The sequence below is a fragment of the Arthrobacter sp. B2060 genome, from assembly GCF_059090445.1.
This window is the reverse complement of record NZ_JBNHFR010000001.1, coordinates 61906-75151: the sequence shown is the minus strand read 5'-3', so window position 1 is coordinate 75151 and position 13246 is coordinate 61906. Positions and strand designations below refer to the sequence as shown.

Here is a 13246-nt window from a genome sequence, read left to right as displayed (position 1 = left end):
TTCCGCGCTAATCTTCGGCTGCGACCGCTATTCCCGCGTAACGCGTTTGCTCTGGGCCTAGGGCCACTTCGGACTCCACATAGGATGAACGGGTGACCGACGAAAGCAAGAAGCGCCGCTTCCTGACCATCGAGCAGGCCGCGGAGGAGCTGAATGTCTCCGACAGCCAGATCCGGGCCCTGCTAAAAACGGGCGAGTTGCGCGGCATCCAGGTCGGCGGCCGCGGAGTGTGGCGCATCGGGGCCACCGACCTCGAAGACTTCATAACTGACGCATACCGCCGCACCGCCGAGCGTATTGCCACAGGTGAGTTGAAAGACGGCGGGGGCCCCGAAGATTAGCCCGGTGTGAAAGCCCATCCATCCGCTGTGCGTAGCGGCGACTAATACCTGGCCGGGCCAAGGCGCCCATCCGAAATCGTCGTTTTTCTACCCCACTGAGATCCGAGGACAACGTTGGATACCGCTGAATGGGCTCTTGAGCTAACCGACACTTTGACACACTCGGGTCATGGACTAGTGCAGATGACGGTGGCAACCTTCCGGGATGTGGCGTACAGGGACGAAATCATTGAAACCGCCAGGGGCGTTACTGCGGCGGCGGGCTGGCCACTCTACGAACTCTCAGCAAGGAGCGTGGAGCCCGACCCGTCAGTATTGCCTGAAGCGGGTTTCGTGATTCTGCGCGACGTAGACGCACCCCTTCCAATGGCCGTTCCCGTGCTCATTGGCGCCTTCCAGCATCTTGTGCAAAGAGATCTCCCTGTCGGGCTGCTCGTTGTTGCGACGACGCGAGGGATCAGGGCGCTTCGACTCCATCAGGGCTTGGGTTTCCTCAGCCGCGCGGAAACCTTGACTCAAACTTAAGCATGTCGCGGGCACGCGGCTGCTTCCAGTGGCTGGGATTCCTCGAAGGCCAGTCCAGACCTCGCCCAGCTGGAACTAGGCCCAGAGCACGTAGTGGTCCGAGATCCGCCAGGCGCTTTCGTTCTTCGTAAGCCCGGTCAAAACGTAAGGGATGAAGTCGAAGGACCGGGCCCGCTGGTTGTAGGCGATGCCGTCCAGCAGCGGGGTGCCGTCGGCTCCGAGAACCAGGCGATCTGGTCGTAGAAGCGGTTGGCACCGCTGTCATCGAAGATGGTCCGTGGCACCGTATCTCACTTCCGTTGGCGGCCACAGGCCGGTGGCGACGAACGCCTCGTAGAGCGGGTCAGCCATGCGGTCCAGGTTGAAGTCGCCCAGGACCATCAGATTGTCGTTCCAGTCGTTGGGGCGGTCTGCCCGTGCCCTCATCCACTGCTCGAAGGCGGTCACTTCCGGGAAGCGCTCTGCGGCGTTCCTGCCCCCGAGCACGTGCACCGAAGCCAGCGTGAACTCTGTGCCGGCCCGGCTGACGCTGCCGAAGTGGCCAGGCTCGTGTCCAAGCTTCACCCCGGCGGCGCAGGCCGCTTCATTGCCGTTGAACCTACCCTCCGAAAGGTCGTGGCGGCATGATCGCCAAGTACCGCAAGTACCGTGCAAAAGTCCATGCCGACGGCGTCAAACCCCTGACCTTCACCGAGTGGCTCCTGGGCCGTATCGCCGGCCGCCTGCTGGTCAGCGTCGCCACCATGGCAGCCAAGCGAAAAGACTTTGCATCGCTGAACAGCGCCCTGCTCACCGTCTGGGCTGGAAATCGCAGCGATCGCAGCCAAGCCCTGATCACTGAAGTTTCCCCCGCCGAGCTGCGCCAAGCCATCAAGGAAGGACGCCTCCGCCTTGTCCTCGACCCGCAAACCCCGTAGCCGCCGCCAGACCCTCGCCGCCATCGCGCGGCGCGGGAGTGACATCATCTCGCTGAACCGAGCAATGGCCGCGAGCATGCTCCTCCGGGAGGGCTCGGGGACGCCACAGCCCGGTGATCTTGCCCGGGCACTACGTGAAGGCCGTGTCACGATCGTAATCGCCCCTGCTGACCCGCCGGAGGATGACATCGCGGCGGCGTGATCTATAGGTTGCAACAGGGTTTCTCTAGGTTGCCGCGCTTATCCTCCGCTGATGTGGCAATCCGGCCGCACTGACGGAAGGGACGATCGTGAAGAAGACCATTGGCATGCTTGCTCTCGTTATCCTGACGCTTACTCAGGCCTTGGTTGCCTCAGTTCCAAGCAGCGCCGCGACAAGTGTCACCAAGATAAAATCATTCGGCCAGGCCTCCATCGCCGAGTTTGTCAATGTTGAGGGGTGCATCAGAACCCAAATCGAAGTTTTTGCAAATGTCAGCGAAGTCAAGGGGTCGTCCGCACCCGAAAAAATTGCGGCCGTTGCCGTGACCAGGCTAAATCAGTGCACGAACCTCTTGGAGGTTTTGGGTTTCGGGCAAACAACTGATTTCTCATTAGTGACAGAGAAGAGTCTCTCGTCCTCAACACTGAGCGTGTCTCTTCCAATCTCGAACATCCTCGTAGGGACATCGTCACTGATGACTCTGAACCTCGATTTTGCTGCGACTCCTGGGAGGGTGCAGACCGTGACAAGCGACAAATTTGAAGTCGAGGGAGTGGTGTTCGCTTCCAAGGCGTCAGTTGCCAGCCGGGCCGCCGTGGCTACCGGAACGGCCGTTCTGGGTTCGGAGGTCATCCTGGACCCTAGTACTCCATCGCAGACGGCGAGCATCAACCAGGCGAGGACACAGGAAGGGACACGAGTGACGGGACAGCCGTAACCGCTGGGCCTCGGAGGTCTGGGTTCTGTGGGACCCCGAGGCTCGGAAGGTGGCTCCCAAACACAGCGCGTTCGTCTCCGTCGTCCCCTCGAGGTCCCCGCGGCGTAAAGCCCACACGGGGCTCGGCTACGCCAGGTCAGCCATCACCGGCCGGCTCTACAGCGGCGTGGCTAAGGAGGACATGTCGATCCTCCAGCTGGACCCGGTCACCGGCGAATACACCCTGCTCCACGACATCCCCAAGGGCACCCTCAAATCCCAGCTGCCCTGGTAGCGGAAAGAAGCCATGCACCCCTTCTCCAACCTCCGTGTCATCCGCTCCGAAGCGGAACTTGAAGCCGTCGCAATCGACTCGCTTGTCTGCCCGGCCTACTTTCTGGGCAGCATTTACGAGAAGGCCGCCCCGCACAAGTGGGTGGAGCCAGGGTGCGAGGACAGCATCCCGACCGCCGCCGTGTGGGAGGTTATGACCGGGTCCTACGACGGTCTCGTTATGGATGAGGGCCGCGAGGTGTGGGTCCTTATCGATGCCGCCGCGCCGAAGCTGGTCCGCCCGCCCCCCGAGAAGTCCCCGGACTACGCCACCCGCGTTCAGCTGCGCACCGCAGAGTTCATGGTCCACCACACCCTCGAAGAAACCCAGCAGGCCATGGAGGACTCGGTCGGGGACGGCGTCGCCGTCGGGCACACCAACATCTGGAAACGCCCCCGTGACGGCTACGAGTACCGTTCGATCGTCCACATCAAGGCCGGCACCGCCGTGGCGACTTTCCCTTGAAGTCAGCCACCGCCGCTACGATGTGATCCACAGCGACTGCTGTACCGAGGGTTAGAAGTCCTGTGCGGAGGACCGAAACGCGCGGGCGTCTCCGGCCAGCGCAATGATCTCCCTCTGGGTCTGCGCCAGGGAGCCGTTGGGTGAGGGCTGCCGGGTTGTTCAGGGCCTCATGCAGGGCTACCCACAGCGGGTTCAGCTCGGAGCCGTCAATGAGCAGGTCCACTCCGGTGGCATCCTCAAACGAAGGCCCTCCAGTCGGCAAGCACAGTGTTCTTGTCGGCGTAGCCGAACTTCCCGAAGTCTTCAGGCGTCGCTTCGAACTCCTCCCCGTTTTCGAGGCGGACAATCATCGTGGCCTTTACCGGGCGCTCATATGTAGGGGTCGTCATGGTAGCCACGTGTGCGGAGGACGACGCCGGCCTCTTCGCCCATGCGCGGAAGAGGGGAGAGCTGTAGATGGACAATCCATTTGGTCCTTCGGACAACCTATTTGGTCCTTGGTGTGAGTTGACGACTTAGTTGGCGGAACTGAGGATAGTTGGCGCCGCGACATACAGCGTGGCACAGTGCCAACTATCATAGGTGGACTCTTTGCAAGAAGCCGTGAGTAGCCCACTTGCTGTCACGTTGAGGGGCGGGCGCCTGAAGGTTCAAGGAGTTGGGAGCTCGTAGCGGTTTGTCGCTGCGGGTGGGTTACTCGGTAGTGCAGCCCCAGGTTGTGGTCGTCCACCCAAGCCACGCAGGCTCCTGTTTTTTCGTACAGTCTTCTGCTGCCGACCGCTGGCTGGACCCAGAGGATGTTTCCGTCTGCGGTGACGGCGTCAACCTTTCCCGTGCACACGGGGGTGCTGTGGATCTTAATGACGGCGGTGGCCCCGGTCAGTGCGGTCCAGTCGTCGATGCGTATGAATTTGGTGGCCATGCTTTTTGTCCTTCCGGCGGTATGTGCTCTCGGCCAAGCACGGGCTCGTCCATCCGGACGAGGTCATCGAGCCGTACGACATGCGGCTCGGCACGAACCATCGCACATCCCCTCCGATCCACGAGTGGGCCGACCAGGTGCGGGAGCAGCTCGCCAGCGAGCTGACCGGCATCGACAACCTGAGGCTCATCGCCCTGGCCGGGGAGCAGTACCGGTACGCGGTCTACAGGGGCCCGTGGGAGTACGAGGTGCCCATGCAGGGACTTGGGATCGGCCAGCAGCTCGGCTGGCTGACCGCGCAGCTCTCCGGCGATGGCCGCCGCTAGGGGTTTGGCCGGACTCGAGGCCGCAGACAGGGCCGACGGCGGGCTTGGAGTGACGGCGAAGGGGATGGGGGCATACCCTTAGCGCCAGCCGCCGCCGGTCCCGCGCATCATAGGCGGCAGACCCTGCAGAGAACGTGGGCTCGTATCGGAAGGAAGCGAATCGGACCCCCAATTCTGAGGGTAAGGCCGTGTCCGCGCCGCGACGTCCGCCCCGGATTTCCCAACGTACGCAGGCCACACTGGCTGTGCCCTGACGCTAAAGGTAGCCGCACCCGTCGGTTCAGGGTTGGCCGGGTCCGGTTGCATTCCCTCCAGATGCCGGACCCGGCTATCCGGGTCTTCGCCGCTTCAGCGGCTTTGGATAACCCGGCAAGGCAGGGTTGGTTGACGATGCATTGCGCCGGCCCCACTATTAGCCTGCGACCGCAGAAGGATTCAGGCATGGCGGAGGACACGCTCGACCCGGCACCTCGGGGCTGGTGGGAGAAGATGCTGACGAGGTCATTTGGGCTGCTGCTCTTCCTGGCTACCTTCACGTCGGACCTTCTCAGCGAACGCTTCGGATTCTGGGGTTCGACGACCATGTCCTTCGGTGCCTTTGGGTTGGGCGCTCTCCTGCTCGTTCGCATGGCAGCGCCGGAGAGGAGGGAACGCCTGGCACGAGACGCCGAACGAGGCATCATCGAGTGCGCGATCCGCTATCCAAATTCCCATCCGGGTTCCACCCGCCACCGCTGGCTGCCCGGGTTCGCCCAAGTGACCCGCGGTGCGGTCAGGTTCCAGCCGGATCTTGTCGGCGAAGGTGACCCGGCCGGCACGATCAGGCCGTTCTTCGATGTCATCCTCAAAGGCCCGGTTGAACCGCCGGCCAAGAGACCCACCGAGGTGAAGCGAGGCTGGCGCATCGTCGCCTTGGAAACGGACGAGGCGGTGCTGCATCTGGCGGCCGGTGAAACCGGACTGCAGCTGCTGGAGGATCGGCTAGGAAGCCCAATGGACGAGAAGTGAAGCTGACATGCTCAGCCTTCCGGTACGTCTGGGCGTTGCCCAGACAGGGCCTGTACCGCGTCCGCTATGCCTACGCCTGCACGGTCGACGTCCTGCATATAGAGCCTGCCTGCAGTGATTTGGCCGTTCTTCACTTCAAAGAGCGTCACGCCGCAGAGCTGGAAGTCTCGGCCGTCAACCCGGTTTCCGGACCAGGCCCACTCGCTCCACGTTGTGTCGCCGTCATCCACGGAGCGGATTAGTTCGGCGTGGAAATCGGGAATCCCTGCGAACATTGCCTGCCAGTTGGCGTGCATTTGCGCCCGACCAACAAAGGCTTCGCCAGGATGGGCGGGCTGCTCGCTGCGGTAGTTTTCGTGGATAAGAGCCGCCGCCGCTTCGAGGTCGTGGGCATTTAGGGCCGCCGCTAATCTATCTACAACTTCACTCATCAGCCCATCCATCTTTCAGAGTCATTCTGATACTTGCCACACTAGGCTCGGTGCCGGCCAAGCCCAAGGGGATCCTGGCCGAGGGGTTGTCAGCCCAGCCGGAATTCGGCCCAGAGCGGGTAGTGGTCGGAGATCCGCCAGGAGATTTCGTTCTTCGTCAGCCCGGTCATGACGTGGGGGATGAAGTCGAAGGATCCGGCGCGCTGGTTGTAGGCAATGCCGTCCAGCAGCGGGGTGCCGTCGGGTTCGGAAAACCAGGCGATCTGGTCGTAGAAGTTGTTGGCTCCGCTGTCGTCGAAGATGGTCCGCGGCACCGTGTTCAGTTCCGTGGGCGGCCAGAGGCCGGTGTCGACGAAGGCCTCGTAGAGCGGGTCGCCGATGCGGTCCAGGTTAAAGTCGCCCAGGACCATCAGGTTGTGGTTCCAGTCGTTGGGCCGGTCCGCCCAGTTCCGCATCCACTGGGCGAAGGCAGTGACCTCGGGGAGCCGCTCGGCGGCGTTCTTGCCCCAGAGGACGTGCACCGAGGCGAGGGTGAATTCGGTGCCGGCCCGGCTGAACCCGGCGAAGTACGGGGTGCGGGCGAACTGCCGTGCCGGATCGTCCCCGATGGGTGGGAGCACGATCTCGCCGACCAGGCCTGAGGGCTGGACCCGATCGGAGTCGTAGAGGAAGGCGAGCCGTTCCCCGTTGCCGGCGGAACCCTCGGCGACGTCGGAGGCGATGACCCGCCAGGCAGGCCCGAGCCGCTCGAGCAGGAACCGGAGCGCCTTGGTGCTGCGCCGCGCCTCCTGCAGGGCGATGACGTCGAAGCGGGAGATGACCTCGGCGATGCACGCCACCGCATGCCAATCCCGCTTGGGGGAGTCCCTCGGTCCCGCGGCCCACTTGGCGGTGAGATCGCCGAACGCCCGGACGTTCCAGGTCGCCACCAGGAGGTTGGACTCTGTCCTGGCCGGGATCGTAGTGTCCAGGGCGGCCGAGAGCCTGTCCAGGTCCTGGGTGACAGCAGCGGGAGGAGGGGTAACCATCGCTCCATCGAATCACGCTGACCGGCGCTTGCTCCGTCGCGCCGGCGGCAAGTCCTTTCGGTGCCCGGGGCTACTTAGATGAATGCGTAGATCGGGAAGAGCTTGGGAATCATGGATTCTCTGCCACCTGAACCGGTGTCTTCAGGGTCGTGGTGGCCCAAGATCTTCCCGAGTTCATCCGCCTTGGCGTCCTGGACGGTGCCCGGGAAACTGTCCTCTCGGTTATTCCCGGGCGTCACTGTCATCGACATAGTCGCACTGCCTGGCATTCAGCTGGCCCCCTCTAGCCTTCAGCCGGGAACCTCTCCCCAAGCTTCTCTGACAGGGTAACCCCTGTCCGCCTGGAATTGACCAATTCATGAAGTCTGCAATTGCGGAGTCACTGCGCTGTCGCCGGTGGCGCACCCTGGAAGCCTGCAATCACCCTACCGAAGCCGGTCCGCGTCGTTGTGGCGGTCATAGCGCGTGCGTAGACTCCCCGGTAGACGGTCAGGCCCGCCGCCCCTTGGCGGACCAACGAAAACCCTCCCGTCGGTTTGCAGCCACCGCATCCCCTACAGATCCGCGCATCTCCAGTGCCAGCGGCCCTTTGAGGGCCATCCCACCGACAAGAGGATCCACCGTGAATGCCGCCAGTCATGCCGCCGCAGTGCCAGGAGCTCCCGGCTCCGGTCCGTTGCCCCGTAACCGCTGGATTGTTCCTGTTGCCCTGATTTTCCTCAGCCTTATTCCCCTGCTTGCCGGTGGTGCGCGCCTCACCGAGTTGGCCGGAGGTGCCGACATCACGCCCAAGAACGAGCGGTTCTTCACCTCACCCGTCCCGGTGGTGGTCCACATCGTCAGCGTCACGGTCTACTCCGTCCTGGGAGCCTTCCAGTTCGTTCCATCACTGCGCAGGGGCAGGCGGCCCTGGCACCAGGCTGCCGGCCGGGTCCTGATACCCGCGGGTCTGCTCGCTGCCCTTTCCGGTTTGTGGATGGCGCTGTTCTACGCGCTGCCACCCAGCGACGGGCTCATCCTTCTGATTCTTCGGCTGGTCTTCGGCACCGGAATGTTGGCCAGCATCCTCCTCGGGATCCTCGCCCTCAGGCGCCGTGACTTCACTACACATGGGGCCTGGATGACCCGCGCCTACGCGATTGGTGTCGCGGCCGGGACGCAGGCGCTCATCCTCATCGGCCCGGAGCTGCTGGCCGGCCCGCCCGATGTGACCACCCGTGCCGTTCTCATGGGGGCCGCCGGCTGGCCAACCTGGCCGTGGCCGAGTACGTCATCCGCCGCCGCGCGCGTCTCAGTGCACGGTTGCAGCGTCCCCGTCACGAGACTGCTGCATACAGTTCCACAACTCCTGAGTGAGGGCTGCGACCTAGCGGCGGGAGCACCGAGAAGAGACCGCGAAGTCCGGACGGGCCACAGGCTGCATGCAATCCTTACTGGCGGCGTCTCCAGCGGTGCACCTGAAAGGCCAGCCAGGCCGTGCCGGCGATCGGCAGCAGCGGGAAGACGAGTTGGCCCGTGCTTATCGCGATGCCAAAAATGATCCAGAGCACGCCCGCAATGACGGCCGCGGAGATCAGCGATTTGCGGGTGACCGGATATGAGGGCAGTTCAATCCCTTCGGCGCGCAGCTGGCGTGTTTCGAGGACGGCCGCCCGGATAAGAGGCACGAAGACGGCGGCCAGCACAGCAGCCACGAGCAGTGAGCGCCACGGCTGCGCAACGCCCACTGCCTCGAAGGCAGGCCCGAGCAGCCCGCCAAGGAGAAGGAACCAGAAGATCACCACCCATCCAGCCAGGCGCCTGCGCTTCGGCGGCATGCCCTCGAGCGAATCCGGCGGCCAGGACTGCCACTCGTACTTGTTCCCGTCCTTCCCTGCCCCCGTTGCCATATCCATAGAGTAGCCGTGCTTCAACTGGTACAGTCTCGGCATCGTCAGGTGGATCGGCGGGCAGGAGTGGCCACATGGAATTCGTCGTGTTGTACAGTCTCAGCGAAGGCATCGATCGCTCGCGCATCCTTGAAACGTACCCCCGCCATCAGGCCTACTTTGAAGCGTTCCATGCCGGCGGCGGCGGGCTCCTCGCACTCGGCCCGTTTCAAACAACGGATCCGGCCGGTGCATCGATGGGGATATTCAGATCGCGCAAGGACGCTGAGCGCTTTATCGCCGGTGACCCGTTTGTTCTCGAGGGACTCGCCGTTCCAAGAATCCTTGAGTGGGACGCCGTGCGCTTCGACTGAGCGCATGGCCGCGGCGCCGGAAGACTCGTGCTGCCTCTGAGAAGAAGGAGGCGTTGCAGCTGGCCGCACTGACAACAGACGGAACAGAAGTCGGGGCGAAGGCACGCAAAGCCGTGCGTGCGGCACCGGCGACGGCTGATCATTGTTCGCCCATGCCCCTTCTCCTCACACCGGCCCCGCAGTAAACTGCGTCGGGGATACGGCGGCCAATCTGGGGCCGGACAATGGCAGGGGGAGCCAATGAGTGATGCTCAAATTCAGTCAGGCGGAACGGCGTCCGAGGACGCAGCGCCCCAGGATCAGGGGTTCTTCTCCGGAGTCTGTGAGCGTCCTGTACGCCCTGAGGTTTCGGCCGGGTACAACCGGGACCATTGGCCTGACTACTGACCATTCAGTCGGGCCCCAACTCGATTCGGCCCGAACCTCAAAGACACTGGGGCGTCCTCGCCATGGAGGACCTGCGGTCATCTGACCGCTGACTCCGTAGAACGGCATCATCACTTCTGAATGGAGTCGAAAGCTTATTAGCCTGCCGGAGAAAGGACTGGGACTCGAGGGAGGACACGAGCCAGCATTAGCGACGATAGGCTGGAGCCATGACGTTGGGGGACGCGGGGCAGCCGCAGGAGTGTATAGAGGATGCCCCGGGCGGAGCGGAGATCCGTGAACCTACTCGGCCCGACAGTATATGAGGCGGCGGGAGATCTGGGGCGCCGCCCTCGTCGCCGTGGCCGTACTAGCCTCATCGTGCAGCCATGCGGCCAACGAGGTGGTCCGTGAGGCGGCGGGCCGCCACCTTGTCATCTACATCGGTGTGCCCGGCAGTTCCGTCGTCTACTCACTCCTGGTCCTGGTGTTCCTCGCCGGCGCCGCCGGCACGCTGCTTCTGGCCCCGTCGCTGATCAGCCGCATCCCCCGGAAATGGCTGCGGCGAACTGTCGGCTGGACACTGGCCCTGGCGGCCGCCGCGGCCGTACCCTTCCTTGGTCTCGTGTTCTTTTTCGCGGTTTTGCTTGCCGCTGGCTCTGGTGATTACGTGAAGGTGGTAGCCCCGGATGGCCAGTCCGTTCTCGTCACCCAGGATGACTTCGACGGGGACGTCGTCCACATCTTCACGCAGCACGACGACTTTACGTACAAGTTCAGCCGCGAGGCGCCGGAACTCTCGGGCTGGCCCCGCGTCGAGGACCAGGGCTGCCAGCTGGGGACCCTCGGGGAGGAGCTTAAGCTCACTTGCGGGGCAAAGGTGTTGTCGCTCAACCCGGAGGAGTACAAGTGACCGGTGCATTGGGTCAGGCGCGGTCTGCGGGGGCAGGCTTCGCGGCAGTCTATGTAGGAGCGCTGGTGATCTTGGCTCCTGGCATTCTGCTTTGGGTCGTTCTCGCTGGCTTGTCGGGGCTTTCTCCGGGTGCTTCAACTCGTAACGGGTGGCTAGTTGTTCTCGTGGCGGCAGCCAGCGGTTTGTCAGTCCTGGCGTACCTCCGGATAGGGAAGAGCGACGAGACGCCTGCGCTGGCTGTGGTTTTTGACGGCCCTGGTACTGGTTGTCGCCGCATCCTCCCCGGCCGCGATGTCATTCGGAGGAGCAGTTGCCGAGGAATGGTGCGAAAGCCAGCCTGGCGGCAGGGGATATGTCGACAACGGGTCTCCCGAAGAGGTTCCACTGGTTTGCCGCTGACTTCGGACATAGTCCTCCCGGGCAGGTGCCGGCAATATCGTTCTGAATCGGGGGTGTTACCGCCTTCCAGCCAGCAAACCTGAGCGTTTCGGAAACATCCTGCCGATTCCAGTGGAGAATCAGAGATCAGCTCACGGCTATGCCTCCGGGAGTTGCCGCCGCTTCATCTCGGCCGAAACGAACAGCCCGCGCAGGCCCGTCACGGCGCCGCCGTGGATCCGGTTGAGCAGATAGTCCGGCGGGAACGTCCGCACGAGCCGGGCTTCCAGGGTGTCGTAGTTGATGGTCCGCGAGGCTAAGATCCGGGTCGTGTCCAGGGCGCGGAACGAATCGATCGACATCACTGATTCCTCGACGCCGCCCCACAGGAGCCGGTCAAACTGCTTGGTGCCGGACCAGTGCGCCTTGATCCGCTTGCGCATGTCCCACGAGGCCTGGCCGATGTAGGCCTGCCGGTATTCGTCCAGCACCAGCACGTAGACGCCCCATTCTCCGTCCAGGGACTTCAGGTCGGTCACAGGCCGCAGGCGCTTGTTCTTCCGGAGCAGCTCGGCCAGTGCTTCGTCGAAGTTGTCCTGGGGGATCTGGGAGAAGAAGGCCATGTTCAGGTCGAAGTTCTCCAGGGCCATTTCCCGGTGGTGCCGACAGAACTCGTCGGTGTGAACCGTCATCTCAGCGTCCTCATAGTGCGGCGCCAAGAGGGCCCGCAGCTCCTCGGTGAGCATGTGCTCGGGGATCCGGGTCGAGGACTTCTTGTTCACCAGCGCGTACATCTCTCGGGTCAGGCGGTGACCGTACTTCCCTGGCCGGACCAGCTCACCGAAATGCTCGACGGCGGACGCGTTTTGCAACGGGCTTCCTGTCATCTCTACTCCTCGATCCTAGACTCAGGTCAGGTCAGGTCAGGTCAAGGCAGTGAGGCGATGACGCTGTGCGGCCACTCTTTGGTGAGCACATCGTTCAGCACTTCGTCAGGGCTGCTCACGCAGTAGGGCGTGTGATCCGGGTTCAGGACGGCGAGGTCTACCGGGACGGCGAAAAGGCCCCACGGCTCAAGCCTGTTGGCCAGGTAGCCCGTGAGTTTCAGGTCGCTGTACTCAGGAGAGTTCCAGACGGCGCAGGCGCGCTGGATGTCGTCGGGGTGGATAGCGATCCAGACGCCGAACCGAAGTTCGTGCCCTCCCTCCAGCCGGACCGGAAGCAGCGCCCGGACGAACGGGCTGACGTTCGGGATCTGCATGAGCGTGGCGAGGTTTGGGTCCGGGTCGCTCAGCCAGCTTCCTTCGGCGTGGTGCTGCTCCGGGCTGTCCAGGACCGGATCGGGTAGCCGAAAGCGGACGTCCCTGTCGTGGTCCGACGTCTGCCGCCCGCACATCTCGCACACATGTGCCTTCAACGAGTCCATAGATCCCCCAATGGTTGTCTGCTGTGAGTCTACGCGGGCCCATCTTGGGGGAACGTGCTGCTGTTGGCCGGGAGAGCTGGAGCCAGGGTGCTGGTCTTGTAGGATGGCTGACAAGGTTGCCAGCAAGCTGCCGGCAACTCCTCCCAGGGTCTGGCTGAACTTCCTCGCCACGACCGGCCGGCGGGCGCGGTTCATTACTGCGCACGAGAACCATGGCGAAGTCCTGGCGGAGCGCACCGAGGATCGCCGCTTTCTTTGATCTGCGGCCCACCCTGGTCTTCGCTGCCCTGGCGGACCGGCTGGTCATCGAGTGGACAAAGGACGCGGTGAACTGGGCCAAGACAGGAGACCAGGCAACCAACATGACGGTGGTCGAGATCTCCGACCCGTCAAGTGTGCCGTTCCCGGGATTTGATTCGCTCCTTGTCAGCTTCGACGAGCTCCAGGCCGTCATCAACGACGACCGCTACGTCCAATGGCGGACGGCGCTCAGCAACGTGCAGGGCATCTACCTCATCGCCGACACCAGCACCGGCAGGCTGTACGTGGGGAAGGCCGACGGCGCCGAGCGCTTCCTGGGACGCTGGAGTGGACGTGCGACAAAGTTCTCTCCGATCGAGCCCGTAGGCTCTGATGTGACTTCCATTTGTCACTAGCAGAGAGAGGCCGGACATGTCCCACGCGGCAGATCAGCAAACCTGAATATGGCAGTTTGGTTCAGGACC

At 63.4% G+C, this 13246-nt stretch carries 21 protein-coding genes; 12 read left to right on the top strand and 9 right to left on the bottom strand.

Going from position 1 to position 13246, the window contains the following annotated elements; all coding sequences use genetic code 11:
* Positions 1 to 92 precede the first annotated feature (92 nt).
* The gene (locus AC5RUM_RS00415; protein WP_494033092.1) at positions 93 to 341 is read left to right on the top strand and encodes a helix-turn-helix domain-containing protein; all 249 of its coding nucleotides are present in this window, start codon (positions 93 to 95) and stop codon (positions 339 to 341) included.
* 786 nt (positions 342 to 1127) lie between these two features.
* Here the strand turns inward: AC5RUM_RS00415 and AC5RUM_RS00410 are convergent.
* The gene (locus AC5RUM_RS00410; protein ID WP_494033091.1) at positions 1128 to 1430 is read right to left on the bottom strand and encodes a hypothetical protein; all 303 of its coding nucleotides are present in this window, start codon (positions 1428 to 1430) and stop codon (positions 1128 to 1130) included.
* Between the two features lie 59 nt (positions 1431 to 1489).
* Between AC5RUM_RS00410 and AC5RUM_RS00405 the strand changes: the two genes are divergently transcribed.
* From AC5RUM_RS00405 to AC5RUM_RS00385, 5 genes are all read left to right on the top strand, one after another.
* Positions 1490 to 1783, top strand: coding sequence for a hypothetical protein (locus AC5RUM_RS00405; protein WP_494033090.1), 294 nt, complete (start codon positions 1490 to 1492; stop codon positions 1781 to 1783).
* Positions 1758 to 1985: a hypothetical protein gene (locus AC5RUM_RS00400; RefSeq protein WP_494033089.1), complete on the top strand. Its 228-nt coding sequence runs from the start codon at positions 1758 to 1760 to the stop codon at positions 1983 to 1985. Before AC5RUM_RS00405 ends, AC5RUM_RS00400 begins: the two co-directional genes overlap by 26 nt.
* An 88-nt stretch (positions 1986 to 2073) precedes the next feature.
* On the top strand, positions 2074 to 2703 hold the full coding sequence (locus tag AC5RUM_RS00395; protein WP_494033088.1) for a hypothetical protein: 630 nt from the start codon (positions 2074 to 2076) through the stop codon (positions 2701 to 2703).
* 49 nt (positions 2704 to 2752) lie between these two features.
* On the top strand, positions 2753 to 2977 hold the full coding sequence (locus tag AC5RUM_RS00390; protein WP_494033087.1) for a hypothetical protein: 225 nt from the start codon (positions 2753 to 2755) through the stop codon (positions 2975 to 2977).
* 12 nt (positions 2978 to 2989) lie between these two features.
* Positions 2990 to 3481, top strand: a complete 492-nt coding sequence (locus tag AC5RUM_RS00385) for a hypothetical protein (RefSeq protein ID WP_494033086.1) — start codon at positions 2990 to 2992, stop codon at positions 3479 to 3481.
* 236 nt (positions 3482 to 3717) lie between these two features.
* On the opposite strand, the gene AC5RUM_RS00380 is transcribed toward AC5RUM_RS00385, so the two are convergent.
* Both AC5RUM_RS00380 and AC5RUM_RS00375 read right to left on the bottom strand, forming a co-directional pair.
* Entirely contained in the window at positions 3718 to 3870 is a 153-nt protein-coding gene (locus AC5RUM_RS00380) for a hypothetical protein (RefSeq protein WP_494033085.1), read from the bottom strand.
* Positions 3871 to 4103: 233 nt separating this feature from the next.
* A complete protein-coding gene (locus AC5RUM_RS00375) occupies positions 4104 to 4403 on the bottom strand; it encodes a hypothetical protein (protein ID WP_494033084.1) in 300 nt (99 codons plus the stop codon).
* A 5-nt stretch (positions 4404 to 4408) separates the two neighbouring features.
* Here AC5RUM_RS00375 and AC5RUM_RS00370 point away from each other — a divergent pair, with 5 nt between their 5' ends.
* Both AC5RUM_RS00370 and AC5RUM_RS00365 read left to right on the top strand, forming a co-directional pair.
* Positions 4409 to 4729 (top strand): DUF6884 domain-containing protein, encoded by a 321-nt coding sequence (locus AC5RUM_RS00370; RefSeq protein WP_494033083.1) that lies wholly within the window; start codon positions 4409 to 4411, stop codon positions 4727 to 4729.
* A 441-nt stretch (positions 4730 to 5170) separates the two neighbouring features.
* Positions 5171 to 5737, top strand: coding sequence for a hypothetical protein (locus AC5RUM_RS00365; protein ID WP_494033082.1), 567 nt, complete (start codon positions 5171 to 5173; stop codon positions 5735 to 5737).
* A gap of 11 nt (positions 5738 to 5748) precedes the next feature.
* Here the strand turns inward: AC5RUM_RS00365 and AC5RUM_RS00360 are convergent, their stop codons facing one another.
* The 3 genes from AC5RUM_RS00360 to AC5RUM_RS00350 all read right to left on the bottom strand — a co-directional run bounded on the left by AC5RUM_RS00360 (position 5749) and on the right by AC5RUM_RS00350 (position 7447).
* Positions 5749 to 6168, bottom strand: coding sequence for a nuclear transport factor 2 family protein (locus tag AC5RUM_RS00360; protein ID WP_494033081.1), 420 nt, complete (start codon positions 6166 to 6168; stop codon positions 5749 to 5751).
* 89 nt (positions 6169 to 6257) lie between these two features.
* The gene (locus AC5RUM_RS00355) at positions 6258 to 7196 is read right to left on the bottom strand and encodes an endonuclease/exonuclease/phosphatase family protein (RefSeq protein ID WP_494033080.1); all 939 of its coding nucleotides are present in this window, start codon (positions 7194 to 7196) and stop codon (positions 6258 to 6260) included.
* Between the two features lie 74 nt (positions 7197 to 7270).
* On the bottom strand, positions 7271 to 7447 hold the full coding sequence (locus AC5RUM_RS00350) for a hypothetical protein (RefSeq protein ID WP_494033079.1): 177 nt from the start codon (positions 7445 to 7447) through the stop codon (positions 7271 to 7273).
* 107 nt (positions 7448 to 7554) lie between these two features.
* Here AC5RUM_RS00350 and AC5RUM_RS00345 point away from each other — a divergent pair, with 107 nt between their 5' ends.
* Entirely contained in the window at positions 7555 to 8736 is a 1182-nt protein-coding gene (locus AC5RUM_RS00345) for a DUF2306 domain-containing protein (RefSeq protein WP_494033078.1), read from the top strand.
* Here the strand turns inward: AC5RUM_RS00345 and AC5RUM_RS00340 are convergent.
* Positions 8627 to 9085, bottom strand: a complete 459-nt coding sequence (locus tag AC5RUM_RS00340; protein WP_494033077.1) for a hypothetical protein — start codon at positions 9083 to 9085, stop codon at positions 8627 to 8629. The two genes, AC5RUM_RS00345 and AC5RUM_RS00340, sit on opposite strands and share 110 nt — an antisense overlap.
* A 74-nt stretch (positions 9086 to 9159) precedes the next feature.
* Here AC5RUM_RS00340 and AC5RUM_RS00335 point away from each other — a divergent pair, with 74 nt between their 5' ends.
* Positions 9160 to 9438: a YciI family protein gene (locus AC5RUM_RS00335; RefSeq protein ID WP_494033076.1), complete on the top strand. Its 279-nt coding sequence runs from the start codon at positions 9160 to 9162 to the stop codon at positions 9436 to 9438.
* A 688-nt stretch (positions 9439 to 10126) separates the two neighbouring features.
* Complete coding sequence (locus AC5RUM_RS00330) at positions 10127 to 10717, top strand: hypothetical protein (RefSeq protein ID WP_494033075.1); 591 nt, start codon at positions 10127 to 10129, stop codon at positions 10715 to 10717.
* A gap of 536 nt (positions 10718 to 11253) precedes the next feature.
* On the opposite strand, the gene AC5RUM_RS00325 is transcribed toward AC5RUM_RS00330, so the two are convergent.
* Positions 11254 to 11982 (bottom strand): GIY-YIG nuclease family protein, encoded by a 729-nt coding sequence (locus AC5RUM_RS00325; protein ID WP_494033074.1) that lies wholly within the window; start codon positions 11980 to 11982, stop codon positions 11254 to 11256.
* 41 nt (positions 11983 to 12023) lie between these two features.
* Entirely contained in the window at positions 12024 to 12521 is a 498-nt protein-coding gene (locus AC5RUM_RS00320; protein WP_494033073.1) for a DUF2199 domain-containing protein, read from the bottom strand.
* Between the two features lie 212 nt (positions 12522 to 12733).
* Between AC5RUM_RS00320 and AC5RUM_RS00315 the strand changes: the two genes are divergently transcribed.
* The gene (locus tag AC5RUM_RS00315) at positions 12734 to 13177 is read left to right on the top strand and encodes a GIY-YIG nuclease family protein (protein ID WP_494033072.1); all 444 of its coding nucleotides are present in this window, start codon (positions 12734 to 12736) and stop codon (positions 13175 to 13177) included.
* Positions 13178 to 13246: the final 69 nt, after the last annotated feature.

What these genes read in the sequence shown, in the direction of transcription:
- AC5RUM_RS00405 (WP_494033090.1), top strand. Translation starts at nt 1,490, where the DNA reads ATGATCGCCAAGTACCGCAAGTACCGTGCAAAAGTCCATGCCGACGGC.
- AC5RUM_RS00385 (WP_494033086.1), top strand. Translation starts at nt 2,990, where the DNA reads ATGCACCCCTTCTCCAACCTCCGTGTCATCCGCTCCGAAGCGGAACTT.
- AC5RUM_RS00380 (WP_494033085.1), bottom strand. Translation starts at nt 3,870, where the DNA reads ATGACGACCCCTACATATGAGCGCCCGGTAAAGGCCACGATGATTGTC.
- AC5RUM_RS00375 (WP_494033084.1), bottom strand. Translation starts at nt 4,403, where the DNA reads ATGGCCACCAAATTCATACGCATCGACGACTGGACCGCACTGACCGGG.
- AC5RUM_RS00365 (WP_494033082.1), top strand. Translation starts at nt 5,171, where the DNA reads ATGGCGGAGGACACGCTCGACCCGGCACCTCGGGGCTGGTGGGAGAAG.
- AC5RUM_RS00360 (WP_494033081.1), bottom strand. Translation starts at nt 6,168, where the DNA reads ATGAGTGAAGTTGTAGATAGATTAGCGGCGGCCCTAAATGCCCACGAC.
- AC5RUM_RS00355 (WP_494033080.1), bottom strand. Translation starts at nt 7,196, where the DNA reads ATGGTTACCCCTCCTCCCGCTGCTGTCACCCAGGACCTGGACAGGCTC.
- AC5RUM_RS00350 (WP_494033079.1), bottom strand. Translation starts at nt 7,447, where the DNA reads ATGTCGATGACAGTGACGCCCGGGAATAACCGAGAGGACAGTTTCCCG.
- AC5RUM_RS00345 (WP_494033078.1), top strand. Translation starts at nt 7,555, where the DNA reads ATGAAGTCTGCAATTGCGGAGTCACTGCGCTGTCGCCGGTGGCGCACC.
- AC5RUM_RS00340 (WP_494033077.1), bottom strand. Translation starts at nt 9,085, where the DNA reads ATGGCAACGGGGGCAGGGAAGGACGGGAACAAGTACGAGTGGCAGTCC.
- AC5RUM_RS00335 (WP_494033076.1), top strand. Translation starts at nt 9,160, where the DNA reads ATGGAATTCGTCGTGTTGTACAGTCTCAGCGAAGGCATCGATCGCTCG.
- AC5RUM_RS00330 (WP_494033075.1), top strand. Translation starts at nt 10,127, where the DNA reads ATGAGGCGGCGGGAGATCTGGGGCGCCGCCCTCGTCGCCGTGGCCGTA.
- AC5RUM_RS00325 (WP_494033074.1), bottom strand. Translation starts at nt 11,982, where the DNA reads ATGACAGGAAGCCCGTTGCAAAACGCGTCCGCCGTCGAGCATTTCGGT.
- AC5RUM_RS00320 (WP_494033073.1), bottom strand. Translation starts at nt 12,521, where the DNA reads ATGGACTCGTTGAAGGCACATGTGTGCGAGATGTGCGGGCGGCAGACG.
- AC5RUM_RS00315 (WP_494033072.1), top strand. Translation starts at nt 12,734, where the DNA reads ATGGCGAAGTCCTGGCGGAGCGCACCGAGGATCGCCGCTTTCTTTGAT.